This window comes from Leucobacter luti (assembly GCF_050310065.1).
Taxonomy (GTDB): Bacteria; Actinomycetota; Actinomycetes; order Actinomycetales; family Microbacteriaceae; genus Leucobacter; species Leucobacter luti_B.
The window spans coordinates 661,046-674,195 of sequence record NZ_CP190007.1; the positions used below are offsets into that span (position 1 = coordinate 661,046).

The 13,150-nt window shown below is 62.6% G+C and carries 10 protein-coding genes and 1 tRNA gene; 6 read left to right on the forward strand and 5 right to left on the reverse strand.

The features are described from left to right. Positions 1–41 precede the first annotated feature (41 nt). The 5 genes from ACOPJ3_RS02965 to ACOPJ3_RS02985 all read left to right on the forward strand — a co-directional run bounded on the left by ACOPJ3_RS02965 (position 42) and on the right by ACOPJ3_RS02985 (position 4,266). Complete coding sequence (locus ACOPJ3_RS02965; RefSeq protein WP_427870344.1) at positions 42–1,016, forward strand: hypothetical protein; 975 nt, start codon at positions 42–44, stop codon at positions 1,014–1,016. Further along, positions 1,016–1,816: an LPXTG cell wall anchor domain-containing protein gene (locus ACOPJ3_RS02970; protein WP_427870345.1), complete on the forward strand. Its 801-nt coding sequence runs from the start codon at positions 1,016–1,018 to the stop codon at positions 1,814–1,816. The genes ACOPJ3_RS02965 and ACOPJ3_RS02970 overlap by 1 nt, the downstream gene beginning before the upstream one ends. Before the next feature lie 157 nt (positions 1,817–1,973). Continuing rightward, complete coding sequence (locus ACOPJ3_RS02975) at positions 1,974–3,257, forward strand: LCP family protein (RefSeq protein WP_427870346.1); 1,284 nt, start codon at positions 1,974–1,976, stop codon at positions 3,255–3,257. An 83-nt stretch (positions 3,258–3,340) separates the two neighbouring features. Further along, positions 3,341–3,432: transfer RNA gene (locus ACOPJ3_RS02980), tRNA-Ser, on the forward strand. 87 nt (positions 3,433–3,519) lie between these two features. After that, entirely contained in the window at positions 3,520–4,266 is a 747-nt protein-coding gene (locus ACOPJ3_RS02985) for a TetR family transcriptional regulator (RefSeq protein WP_427870347.1), read from the forward strand. Positions 4,267–4,976: 710 nt separating this feature from the next. Here the strand turns inward: ACOPJ3_RS02985 and ACOPJ3_RS02990 are convergent. Next, positions 4,977–6,023 carry an LCP family protein gene (locus ACOPJ3_RS02990; protein ID WP_427870348.1) on the reverse strand — a complete coding sequence of 349 codons (1,047 nt, stop codon included), beginning with the start codon at positions 6,021–6,023 and terminating at the stop codon, positions 4,977–4,979. A gap of 281 nt (positions 6,024–6,304) precedes the next feature. Between ACOPJ3_RS02990 and ACOPJ3_RS02995 the strand changes: the two genes are divergently transcribed. Further along, positions 6,305–7,702 (forward strand): lipopolysaccharide biosynthesis protein, encoded by a 1,398-nt coding sequence (locus tag ACOPJ3_RS02995; protein ID WP_427870349.1) that lies wholly within the window; start codon positions 6,305–6,307, stop codon positions 7,700–7,702. Between the two features lie 32 nt (positions 7,703–7,734). Here the strand turns inward: ACOPJ3_RS02995 and ACOPJ3_RS03000 are convergent, their stop codons facing one another. From ACOPJ3_RS03000 to ACOPJ3_RS03015, 4 genes are read right to left on the reverse strand one after another with little or no spacing between them, the layout of a single operon-like run. Continuing rightward, positions 7,735–8,775 carry a glycoside hydrolase family 88 protein gene (locus tag ACOPJ3_RS03000; protein WP_427870350.1) on the reverse strand — a complete coding sequence of 347 codons (1,041 nt, stop codon included), beginning with the start codon at positions 8,773–8,775 and terminating at the stop codon, positions 7,735–7,737. A gap of 15 nt (positions 8,776–8,790) precedes the next feature. Continuing rightward, positions 8,791–9,723, reverse strand: coding sequence for a glycosyltransferase family 2 protein (locus ACOPJ3_RS03005; protein ID WP_427870351.1), 933 nt, complete (start codon positions 9,721–9,723; stop codon positions 8,791–8,793). Continuing rightward, the gene (locus ACOPJ3_RS03010; RefSeq protein WP_427870352.1) at positions 9,720–12,008 is read right to left on the reverse strand and encodes a glycosyltransferase; all 2,289 of its coding nucleotides are present in this window, start codon (positions 12,006–12,008) and stop codon (positions 9,720–9,722) included. Before ACOPJ3_RS03010 ends, ACOPJ3_RS03005 begins: the two co-directional genes overlap by 4 nt. Before the next feature lie 15 nt (positions 12,009–12,023). After that, on the reverse strand, positions 12,024–13,148 hold the full coding sequence (locus ACOPJ3_RS03015) for an EpsG family protein (RefSeq protein WP_427870353.1): 1,125 nt from the start codon (positions 13,146–13,148) through the stop codon (positions 12,024–12,026). Positions 13,149–13,150: the final 2 nt, after the last annotated feature.

Consider the following 13,150-nt stretch of genomic DNA (forward strand, 5'->3'; position numbering starts at 1 on the left):
CCTGTTCGATCACCGCTCCTCACCAGGAGAGGCGGGGAATCATGGGGAATTCGATGCGCGCGGGAGGTCGCGACCCCGGCAGGGGTCTGCGGCGCGCCGCGCTCGCGGTGGTGGGCGCGTTCGCAATCGTGCTCGGGTCGGGGGTGACAGCGGCCGTTGCCGATGACGCCGCGGCTCCGGATCCCGCGCTCACGGCGGCCTCGGAGGCGCAGGGCACGGAGCAGCCGGTGGCCGAGCAGCCGGTGGCCGAGCAGCCGGTGATCGAGCAGCCGGTGATCGAGCAGCCGGTCACCGAGCCGCCCGCCCCCGAGGTGGTCGCTCCGGCGCCGCCGGTCACGGAGCCCCCGGTTACGGAGCCCCCGGTCGCGGAGCCCCCGGTCGCAGAACCCCCGGTCACAGAACCCCCGGCGGCGGATCCCTCCGCTTCGGAGGAGACCGACGCCCAAGCGGCCCAGGATCCGGATCCCGCGGCACAGGAGGCCGGCGACCAGCAGTCGAAGCAGGGAACCGACGCGAACCAGCTGACGGATGCGGCGGCGAAGTCCAACGGGAGCAACAACCCGAAGGTCAAGATCACGATCTGCCACGCGACCTCGTCGGCGTCGAACCCGTACGTGGTGAATACCCCGAATGCCAATGGCGACGTCAGCGGGCACGCGGGCGCGAGCCACCAGGACGGGCGCGACATCATCCCGCCGTTCACCTACAACGACCACGGCACTGTCGCGAGCTTCCCCGGACAGAACTGGGACGCGGCCGGGCAGGAGATCTACTTCAACGACTGCAGCGTTCCGCCGCCCCCGCCAGAGCCTGGCGACCCCGCACTGACGCTCGATCCGCCGCCGTGCGTCCCTGCGGATGGGAGCGTGCCCGGCTCCATCGCGGTGACGATCGAGGGGCTTGGCGAGGGAAAGACCGCAGATCTCGCCATCGCGCAGGGTGCATGGGGCGATAGCGTCACCGTCAGCGCGAACGGGGTCCAGTGCTCGATCTTCATGGCCTGGGCGACTATGTAGTGACGCTCACCTATGGCGACCGGGTGGTGGGGACCCGCGCATTCTCGGTCGCGCAGTGCGCCGAACCGGAACCCGAGCCGGTTGACTTCTGTCACGGTCCGGACGAGGACGGGAACTTCTCTCTCGTGGAGCTGCCCTCAGACGAGGTGCAGGCTTCGCACTTCGGGGTGCATGTGGGGGACGTCATCCCACCATTCCAGGGCCTCGTTGAGGGAGTCGTCACCACACTCAGCCAGAACTGGGATGCGGCTGGCCGGGACTTCTTCGAACAGGGATGCAAGCAGCTTCCCCCGGAGCCCGACACCCCGGCAGTGACCGTGCCCGAGGTGCCGTGCCTCACCGCAGATGCCCCGATCCCGGAGTCGATAACCGCGACGGTGACCGGGCTCACGGGCGCTGGCCGGTACGCCCTGACGATCAGTGACGGCACCGACTGGAGTCACACCGAGCAGGTGGCGGGCTCCGGCGACGTGCTCCTCCCGCTGCATGGGCTGGGGAGATACAGCATCGAGTTGGCCCCCGCCGGGGACGCCGCGACTGGCGACCCCGTGACCGCCACGCTCACGCTGGAACGCTGTGAGGAACCGCCGGTCGAGCCGCCGGTCGAGCCGCCGGTCGTCCCGCCGGTGGCACCGAACCCGCCGGCCGTGCACACGGCGCCCGTCGTCGTGCGCACCGCACCCAAGCTCGCCGAGACCGGCGCCCCCGATCACGGGTCGGCGCTGGGTGCGGCGGCACTCCTGGCGCTCGCCGGTGCCGGGATCCTGCTCTCGAGCAGGAGAAGGAGCGCGGGGCGCTGATCCCCAGCACCGCGATCCTGCGCGGCCCGCACCCGGAATTCCCGCCGGGTGACGGGCCGCGTTCCTTCGCCCTCCAAGCACCTCCTCAGTCGTCTCGGGTACATTTGTGCTGGATTGACGGGCGTGTCGGGACGCCCGCGGAGACCGGGGAAACTTGATGGGCAAGAAACTCGCTGCGGATGCGGAGCGCGCATCTTTCGTGCGCCACGGCAGGCTGCGCCGCTCAAACGGGTGGAGCAACGCGCTGCGCGTGCTCCTCACCGCCGCGGTCGTTGTGGGGCTCAGCGGCGTCGCGACCGCGGCCTACGCGGTCTGGGGCCTCGTGAACAACGTGCGCACGGTCGAGCTCGGCAACAACAACGCGAAGACGGTGGGCGCCGGCGCCCAGAAGATCGACGGCGAGCTCACCATCCTCCTCGTGGGATCGGACTCCCGCGCCGGGCAGTCGATCAACGACGGCGAGGAGGGCGAGCTCAACGACGTGAATCTCCTGCTCCACGTGTCGGCGGATCACCAGAACGCGACCGTCGTGAGCTTCCCGCGCGACCTCATGGTTCCGGTGCCGAGCTGCCCGGGCCCGGAGGGGGAGCCCGACTACTATCCGGCGATGAGTGAGCAGCAGCTCAACAGCATGATGCAGTACGGCGGCCTGCCGTGCGTGGCACGCACCATCAGCGAGCTCTCCGGCATGGAGATCGACTACGCCGGGCTCGTCACCTTTGACGGTGTGATCGGGATCTCGAATGCGATCGGCGGCGTCGACGTGTGCCTCACGCAGCCCATCGTCGACGAAGCGGCCAACCTGGACCTTCCCGCGGGCATCAACACGCTCGTCGGCGAGCAGGCGCTGCAGTTCCTGCGCACCCGCCACGGCGTTGGGGACGGTGGCGATACGAGCCGCATCAGCAACCAGCAGGTCTTCATGTCGGCGCTCGTGCGCAAGCTGAAGAGTGCCGACACGCTCTCGGATCCCGTGAAGGTCTACGCCCTCGCGAAGGCTGGCGTCGACAATATGACGCTCTCGAGCAACATGGCGAGCGTGCAGTTCATGCAGGCGATCGCGGGCACGGTGAAGGACATCGACCTCGACCGCATCAACTTCGTGCAGTACCCGTCCTTCACCCACCCGTATCAGGAGGGGCGTCTGACGCCCGATCGTGTGAACGCGGAGCAGCTCTTCGAGGTGCTGAAGAGCGGGGCGCCATTCGAGGTCACCGGCGTGGGCGAGGGCGTCGAGGTCGAGGGGCAGCCGTCCGCGCCGACGGAGACTCCGGGTGAAGAGGTCCCGGTCGATCCGAACGCCCCCGCGGAGGATCCGGGCGCAACGACTGACGGCACGACCCCGCCGCCTGCCGGCGACGGCACGATCAAGCTGCCGGACTCGATTACGGGGACGCGGGCGAGCGAGGAGACCTGTTCGCAGGGCCGTACCGTGTTCTAACCGGGAATCAGCCGCACGCATCGCCCGTTCGATTTCCCGTGCGGCGGATCCTCACGATAGAATGGTCGTCGTTGTTCGCTTATGGAGACGTGCCGGAGCGGCCGAACGGACTTCACTGCTAATGAAGGGTCGGGGTTAAACTCGACCGGGGGTTCAAATCCCCCCGTCTCCGCCACTTGAACAACACTGGAACCCCCGGCGAGCGCAGGCTTGCAGGGGGTTCCGTCTTATCCCCTGGGAGCTCGTTCAGCCCGCCGGGTCGATGCTGATCGCGAGCCCCTCGCTGTGTCAGGAGGACTCTTCGCGTGCGCTACGCTCGAATGGTCGTCGTTCCGTCGGCGGCATCCGCAATGGTGGGGATCCGATTCGGGGACGGTCGCAGATGAGTGCTCGCGATGGCATGCTTGATGCCGCTGCTGAGGAGATGATCGAGCGGGGCTACGCCGCCTCGTCGCTGTCGTCGATTGCTGCCCGCCTCTCGCTCACGAAGGGGGCCTTCGCGCGCGAGTTCCCGACCAAGGGCATGCTGGCGCACGAGATCATGGAGTCCCTCGCCCGCGCGATCGAGGGGGAGCACGCTGCGGCGAGTGCCGCGTTCCCCGGGAGTGGAACGCGCGCGTTGGCGCGGTTCTTGTTCGGGGTCGATGTGCGGGTGCGTCGCGAGCCGCAGGTGGCGGCCGCTATTTCGCTGCTGTCGGATCGGGCGCTGCCGCCGCTCGAGTCGAAGCGCTCGCTCGAGCTGTGGCGCGCCGCCGTGGAGGAGCTCTTCGAGCGGGCGCTTGCCGACGGCGAGGTGGTCGAGGCGGTCGAGGCTGCGGATGCGGTGGGGTTTCTCGCGGTGTCGAAGCTTGGCGCGACCGTGCTTGAGGTGCGCAGGATCGACCCGAATGCTCGGGAGCGTGGCCTGAGCGTGATGCGGTTCGCGCTGCGCGCCGTGGGTCTGCGCGATGTCGATGCGGCAGTGGACGATGCGACCGATCAGCTCGAGCGCTTTTCAGGCCTGGACTGATCCCTGCGCCTCCCGGCCGCCCGCATGCCGCGTACGCCGCGTGCGCTGCGTACGCCGCGCACGCCGCACACGCCGCACGGTCGGGTGCGGGCAGCAGAGAGCCCGAGCGGATCGATGCGAGGGTCGATCCGCCCGGGCGGGAGGGACAGCCGCGGTGGGTGGGGTCTCCGCGGCGGTCCGGTCTATGCGGCGGCTTGTCGCGTGAGGGCGACGGCGGCCGAGGTGTCCGCTGTGGTCGGGTTCCCCAACCCGACCACAGCGCTGTGATGGAGCGCGAGCGCTCCTGCCCCTGTGTTTCCCCGGGTGGTGTCGCTCCGCGCTGCGGAGCGGCGCAGATGGCCCCCCATGTGTTTCCCCCGAACTGCGATTGTTGGGCGTCCTAGCGGTCCCCTTCGCTGACGTAGACGCTCGTCTACGAAATTAGACCCTCTGGTCGGTTCTGCGCAAATGCAGGTGCGGGAATATGCGCTGCGATACGGCCGAGTGAGCTGTGGTGATCCGGGACGCTTGTTCCTCTTGGGGGTGCTGGGCGCGCTCTCGTGGCCGCCGCAGCGCCCAGCCAGAGATCTGCGTTCAAACCCAAGATTTTGGGCAGGCAGCCTTGTCGCGTGCAGAATTCGAGAAGAGTGCAGGAGAGACGTGGCGGTGTTTCGTGGCCCGCCCCATGGGCCCGGCCGGGCCGCCGATCGCCGCGGTCAACTGTTGACGCGTCAGCCGGCGTTCGCCGCCGCATAGTCGTGGAGGGTTCCCGCCTGGAACGCGGCGCGCACCTGCTCGAGCGCCGCGTGATCCGGGAGCACGATCGACTGACCGTCGGCGGAGGTCCCGGTGCCGAGCGTTGGGCTCGTGAACATGACGATGTCGTCGGGGCGGAGCCCCCGCATGTCGAAGCCGAGCGAGACGACGGCGGGGAGGTTGAGCCCTTCGTCGAGGATGAGGTAGGGCTTCAGCGCCTCAAACGTGCTCGTGAGTTTGGTCGCGTCGCCGAGGGTCTCTCGGCTGAGCACCTTGTGCATCAGCCCCTTGAGGTATGCCTGCTGGTTGCGCGCGCGTTGGTAGTCGCCGTCGGAGAAGGCGTAGCGCTCGCGGACGAACGACAGTGCTTTGGCGCCGTCGAGCGTGATCTCGCCCTGCTCGAAGGAGAACCCGCCGCCACCATTCTGCGCCGTGTAGGCGATGTCATTGTGCACGGTGACGCCGCCCAGCGCGTCGGTGAGCCCCTTGAACGACTCGAAGTCGATGAGTGCGACGTGGTCGATCCGGGCGCCAATGAAGTTCTCGACGGTGTTGATCGCGAGGGGGAGCCCGCCGTAGGCGACGGCGGCGTTGATCTTCGCCTCGCCAACCCCCTGGATCCCGACCCAGTTGTCGCGCATGATCGACATCACGGTGACATGCTTCCGATCAGGAGAGATCTGCGCGACCATGATGGCGTCGCTGCGGAAGCCTTTGAGGTCCTCCGCGGACGCGTTCGGGTCGGTCGTCTCGCGCGAGTCGGAGCCGAGCAGCAGAATGTTCAGCGGCGCACGCTCGCCGGGTGCCACCTCGACGGGCTCGGGCCGCTCAAGCTCCGGATCCTGCGTGATGCTCACCTTCTTGATCTCGTTGAACGAGCTCGACACCACCGCGTACGCGATGCCGGCGCCGATCCCGAGCAGCACGACGAGTGTGCCAAGCACGATGAGGGTGTTGCGGATGGGGTGGCGATTCTTTGCGCTCTCATCGCTCTGTTCGGGAGAATCTGCCCCAATACTCATCTGTGTTGAGCTCCATCGATCGGGTGCGGGCGCGGGCGTGGTCGGTCAAAGATGCTTCCCGCGCGCCCTTGCAGTAGAGAAGTTTCGGAAGCACCCAGATTAACAAGTGTAGTGGTAGTGTTTCTGTGCTCTTCTGGCTTGGCTCGAATGGTCTCCTATGCCGTCCGGCTGGCGCTCCGGTCGAGCATTGTGGCGCTGCGAAACAGTCCGATGAGTAGCGAACAGCTGGATTGTCTCCCTGAGCTATGTAACGTCAACGACTGACGAGGATCGGTGCCCAAATGCAGAAGCGGAAATTGGTGATCTTCGCGGTCGGCCCGGCGCTTTCCGCGGCACTTGGTTTAATTACCCTGCCACTCACCGCTTGGATATTCGAACCCGACGATATCGGGAGACTAAACCTTCTCCAAACCTTGATTGCGGTTTCAATGAATCTGGCGTTCATGGGACTTGACAACGCGTTCGTGCGCGAATTCCATGAAGAAGACGATCGGACTTCGCTGTATTCCACCACGATGACGCCGCCGCTGTTGCTCCTTGGGGTGCTCACTCTCCCCGTTGTGCTCTTCCCCGCATCATTCTCAACCCTTGTTTACGGCCTCGACTCCGCGGTTTTTGGCTACGCTACGGTAGCCACGCTTTTTCTCTCGCTGCTAATACGGCAATGGGCTCTGGTCGCCCGTATGAACGAGTGGGCGATTACCTTCACCTTCTCCCAAGTGATCCCAAAGCTTGTCACGCTTGCCGGATTAGGCACCGTCGCGCTCGTGGCGACCCGCCCCGGGTTCCTGGTTCTCGCCCTTGTCCTGCTGTTATCGCTCGGGGTTGCGGGCTTCTACATGAATTTGGCGACCTTGAGACTGCGTCCGCTCACATCGTCCTTCCGGATCGTGTGGGGGCGTCTGGTGTCCCTGTTGAAGTACGGTTTGCCTGCAATGATCGCGGCATTCTCATTTGTGGCCATGAGTGCGATCGGGCCGTTTTCCCTGAGGGTCTACTCGGATTTCCATGAACTCGGGATCTATTCTGTCGCGGTTAGTATCGCTGCCGCGGTCGGGGTCGTGCAGTATTCGTTTAACACAGTCTGGGGTCCGGCGATCTTTAAGGCGAATGCTGCTGGACGCGTGCTGGATGTCTATCCAAGCGCGCTGCGCGCGGTGTGTGCAATTTTTGCGATTGTAGCTTCCGGAGTGGCGCTTCTGTCTTGGGTCTTGCCCCTCCTGCTGCCCAAAGAGTATGCCCAGATCGAGTTTCTCCTTGTTGGGGCCGCACTTGTTCCGCTGCTCCTGATGATGCGCGACGCGGGAGGAATTGGCAACAATATCGCGCGACGGATGGGTCAAGTCGCAGGGGCCTCCGTTGTGGCGCTGCTGGTTTGCTTGTTGCTATCGCTGGCGTTGGTACCACGGTTCGAAGCGAAAGGGGCCGTGCTTGCGAGCTTGTTTGCGATGTGGGCGCTCTTTGTGATCAACGCGGAAACGGCTGCACGGAGTTGGATCAGTGTATCGAGGGCAACGATGCACCTGGTCGTTGGTCTCGCGGTCATGCTCGCGACGGTGACAGTCTGGTGGGGTGAAAGACTCGGCCGATGGCACTTGCTCGGCTGGGTTGTGTATGCCGTAGCCGTAGTTTTCTATTTTCGGCGAGACCTACGCGCGATGCTGGTTCGAGGCAAGTGACTGCGCCTACCCTGATCCGGTCGGAGCCGTCCTCACATCCAACACGGATTTTTCGGAGAGGCCCTCTCGGTGAGAAACAATAATGAGTAGGCCTGGCCCCAGGCATTAGATTCGAACTTTTGTGGATACATGGCGAACCCCATGCACTCTGCAGAAGAGTTGCCGACGGTGCCACTCTCGGAAATCTCTGCTTCGAGCCTGAGCTGCAGTGCTTGAAGCGCTGGTTCAAAATCGGTGTTTCCTGTAGCTCGAGAGAAACGCATGACTGCAAAACCAATCATTGACATCGCGGAGGTGTCAATTGGGCCGTCAACGCACTGAAGCTGCCAAGCAAAGGCACCTTGCGCGGATTGGAAGCCGACCACTACCTCGGCAAGGCTCCGGAAGGCTTCTGCGGCCTGTTCAAACTCGCGAGAGCCTGGGGCAAGCCAGATCAGCGATTCTGCGAGTCCCACCAAGAGCCACCCGACTCCACGTCCCCATCCGATGATGCCCTGCTTCTGTCCTGAGGCGAGATCGTAGCCATGGTAAGGAAGCCCGCTCGCGCCGTCATATCCGTTCTCTGTAAACGCCTCGAACTGATTGCGCATCAGAGAAATCGACTCTGCATCCTGATATGTGGAGCCGTGACGCGCGAGGAGGGGGGTGATCATTCCGATGGTGTCGAGATAGGCGGCGCGGTGTTGTGGCCGGTACAGTACACTTCCCGCAGCGTCACGAGGCATTGATTTAAGCGAATGAACGGCTGCAAATCTTTGTTTCTCTGTGAGTTGGTCATACATGCCGTAGAAATAGACAGCATGGTCTACGGCGGTCAAGGCACGAGGGCGCCGATGCAGTCGTTCGAAGGAGCGGAACTCTCCCGGATGCCCGGGCATCGAGCGGCAGTAGTTTGCGATTCCCCATGCCAGAGAGCCAACATCCCAGAAGAGCAAATCTGGTCGCAGCTTTCGTGCCTTGAGTGCTCGCTTGAGGTGCCGCTTTGAGGCGAGCTGGAACCTCTGCGAGATCATGTGATCGGCAACGCTGGCAATGGCGTGAACGGTTGGGTGGCGTTCGCCTTGGTCTGACATGGGTGGGACCTTCTTCTAAGTGTGGTTGTTCCGCTCCGGAGCAGAGGAAGCGTCTGGCTGTAGATCCAGCAGGATCCCGTCGCGAACGCCCCGCGCAAAAGCCTTGAGCTTGGCTAGCTTGTCGGGCTCAAACAGGATTGTGAGAGCTATCTGCTGGGGTAGTTGGTAGATTCCTTCGTGGCTGATGCCGAGCTTTCGCCAGTGCTTGCGCGTAAAAAGCACACGATTCCGCGCCTTGTAGTAACACCGAAACGGGCTGTGTCCGAAAGCGTAGAAGCGCTCGATTTGCCAGGTGCCGGACATGTCTTTTCTAGGCACGCGAAGCCAGGTCGGTCTCGCGGCTCCCACCTCATGCAGAAGCTGTGTTCGGTTGTTACGAATCAGGACGTAGCCTTTGTCCATGAGGCGTTGGTTCAGGTCATAGTCGACGTAATCGATGAAGAAGATCTCGTCGCAACCGTGTACATTGGCCCATGCTGAGAGCCTGACCAGCGCACCAGAGGTGATTGCGCCGCGCCTTGCTGGTTGCGTAAATATCTCTGTTTCTGGGAGCAGTGCTAGTTCTTCCGCACTTGGGGTCGACTTGTTCCTGTCACAGATGTATGGCGTGACCATTGCCACCGTCGCGTCGGAGGCCGTCGCCCTCAAAGTGTCCACCATGCCTGGCGGACAGACACTGTCTTGGTCCAGCGTCACAAACCACTCTGCGCCCTCCCTTTGAGCCGCCTCAGCAAGCCTGTTGAGCGCATACCCAATTCCGAAGTTTTCGGTTCCGCATATCAGTGTCACGTTGGCAAATGAGCGAACTATCGAGCGGACGCCGTCCTGATTCTCAGATGAATTGTCAAAAACGAGCACTCGATCCACTTGCGGAACAATGGCAGCAACATTGTCATGCAGTCTCGCCAAGTCCGGATCGAATGTCACGATTCCAGCCGCAATCATCATCCGCGCTTCCCTCTCGGACGAGTTTCTTGAGTGAACCCACATCGCTGCAGGTAATCCCAGAAATGCACCCGCTGCCGAGCCAATTCCTCTTGCCCGCAGCTGTAGTCGTGCCTGAGCGCTTGCTCTGGTGAGACTCCGGGGAAGAAACGATCCTGCAGCCGCAAGAGACTCGCCAGTGTATCGATGCGTGTGTTCATCGCACGCGCGAAGCCGTGGCGGGGGAGTATCGTCACGGGCTTGTCGAAGAGAAATGACAACGCGGCCCCATGAAAGGAATCAGTAATGAGCGCAGTGCACTGATCTAGCAACGCCAGGAAATCCGACGCGTCCGTACCCCAGATTTCCCCGCCGACCTTCGGTGACAGGTGGGTTACGTGCAGCCCGCCCAACTGCGACACCTCATGAACAAAGCGAACCTGGTCCTCAAGCAGAGGTCCCAGTGTGTAGACCAGAAGCCCGGTGTTCTTCAATTCACTGTGAGCGGCGAGCTCGCGCCAATCTGCGACATCAAGCATGAGAGTGGGGTCGATGAGAAGTTGGGCTCTGGGGAGTCCATCGCGGGGTCCTAAGGAATCGAGCCAATCCGTTTCTCGAGCCCCGAACTCCCCGAATCTGCTCAACTGTTGCCGGTAATAGCCTTTCCATTCCAAGGGAATCGACGAATGCCCAACACTGGGGGCCAGAGTGGCAACTATGTGCCCCTCCGCGAAGTCCGCGAAATGCCAGGTTCTAGCAGAGTGGTCAAAGTTCCAGATCTGATCCCCGCCAACGGCGAACCGATCAAATGCCTGGGCGAGCGATTCGCGGTCTTTTGGCTGCACTCTCAGGAGGTCAAAGTGCTGCTCAGCGAATGCGGAAAAGCGCTGTGCTCGCGCGGAATCGTCTGGGTGAGTGGGCTCGGAATTCCGCAGGGCATCGAGCTTGCGGATCAGTCGTCCTCGGAGCCGCGACCATACGCCAGAAACTCCCAATCGAAGGAGTTTGCGTGGCATGCGTTTCACAGTGGAGAGCAGTGGCTGGTGCATGGGGGCAAAGTCAATGAGCGTTGCTGTGAATCCGCAGCGCTCAAGAATTCGAACTGACGCATAGTTCACCAGGTGATTTCCGTAGTTCGTGTTGCTGTAATGCACGATCAGTCCCACGGAGGGGCGCGCCAGGTTCTCGGAGCGAGGTGGCCGCTCCTGACCGGTAGGTTCCGGGGCGGTCTGCTCTCGGGAAAGCCGGCCTGAGTCGAGTATCCGCCGGAACCATTGGTGTGTTGCGCCTAGCGTCATCAGCGCACGACTGTTTCCCCGCGAAGCGAGATGACACAGCACGCGATCTGCCAGGCCGCTGGGTTGTGCCAGGGACAACGCACCCGACACTTCTCGGTCTCCCAGAAGCTCAGCGAGTGCCTGTCCGCCCTTCTCCCGGTGCCCCGGCAAGCTCACCAATTGCAGGAAGAGCTTGGTGTACGCAAATGCGCCGATCGCCGCGACGGCAGCGATCGAGGAAGCCGCCTCATTCTTCCGCAGGCCGCAGTCGGATGCAACGCTTGCCAAAGCTCGTACCGTCGGTGGCAGCTTGCCGGCAGACGCAAAGTCAACCGCCTGGGTCGCAGAAGAAGGCAAGATCCGGTAGTCGTACCACACTTCGGGAGAGAGGGCTACTGAGGCCGCGACGGAGAGAAAGTCCGACACGAAGAGCCGGTCCTCTGCGTGTGCCACATCGGGGCGGAACTGCACTTCTCGCGCGATGGCTGTGCGAAATAACGCTCCGACGGCATTGACGAGTGAGGTGGGTCCAGGGCGCCCCGAGGCAGTCGTGGAAAACGTGAGCGCACCGATTCTGGCGTGTTCTATCTCGCGCTGGCTCGACAGGGATCTCTCTTCGAGACTGCGCCATGGCTCAGAGGCGCCACCGCGATGGACCGTCATCCCGCCGAAGACCGCGTCAGCCCGAGTTCTCAGTGCGATTTCTGATGCGGTCGAGATGAATTCTCGGCGAAGCGTGTCATCTGCGTCGAGAAAACACACGTACGCACCCTTGGCCATGAGAATGCCAGTATTCCGAGCGATAGCTACGCCGAGATTCGGCTGCCTGCGAAGGCGGACAGAGGCCGTTCGCGAACAATAGTCAGCCACTTTGGCTGCGTGATCATCACTTGAACCATCATCGACCACGATGATTTCGGCTGGCGGGAGATCCTGACCCAATGCGCTCTCAACGCTTCGGATGAGCAGCGGAAGGGGGGTATTGAAAGTAGGGATAACGACCGAAACCTGGAGTGAGTTCGTTGCATTCATGAGTTCAACTTCCTTCTACTGGAATAAGACAGACTCGTAAGGCACGACCCCGTGGGCGTTCCATACGATGAACTGATATACGAATGCGCTCAGGTACAGCACAACGTACGCGCTGCCGATGATTCGTCGAGTGACTGCAGAGCGGATTGTGGCCAGCAGGTAGGGAATCGCGACCATCTGTACCGGAGTGAAGTAGTAGACGAGTCGTGAGAAAAAGTAGGCGCTCGTAATAGCGGTGACGAGCAGGAGGGCTCCGATGAGCAGCAGATTTGCCAACGCCCCTGAATAGTCCCCTTCCCCTGCGGGAGTCGCGCGAAGCATGAAGGGTACGGCCGCCGCGAACGCGCAAAGGATCACTCCGAGGCTGATATTGCGCGCATCACCATAGTTTGATGTGAGGTACCACGCATAGTCTGGGGCAATGCGAGCCGCCCATGCGATCAGGAGCTGTGACGCTCCGAGAATCAGCGCCGTTGCCCCGATAGCTGCCATCGTGCGCCAAAAGCGGTTGAGCCTGATCATCAAGAGCGGCCATACCGCGAACCAGATGAGTGCGCTGGAATGAATGCTCGTGGCGACCAGCACGACGAGAACGAAAGCGAGGTGCTTTCGTCGGAGCGCAAGCTCAATCGTGTTCAGGAGTAGGGCGATGGCGAGTCCCTGTTGGGCAAGGTTGAAGGTCTCGAGGTAAAAACCGCCCAGCACAAACAACAGCACTGAAAGAGCAGGATTCAACGACATTCTCACGATGAACCTGTAGACGAGCGCAATAGTGAGGAGTGAAAGGAGCGCAATCAACCACTGCGGATCATCGGTGAAGTAGCCCACGATCAGGTTGAGGGCAATGAATCCGGGCTCGTAATCGGTTCTCCAGCCGTTGCGAATTTGGATAAACATCGGCACGTGCCGCGACCAGTAGTCTGTGCCAATGCCATAGCGAGTGGCGGCAACAGTGAGAAGCACTGAAGCGCTCAGCAGAAGACCGACCCTACTGAGGGTTACGCTCCCTGCTGCAGTCAGGCGTCGGGGCACCCCGGGGCCGCCACCAACGATGTTCCACAGGGGGCTGGTTGCCGATGGCGGTCGCCGGTAGAGCAACATCAATGCGCTCGCTAGGAAGGCGAAAAAGAGATACGACATTC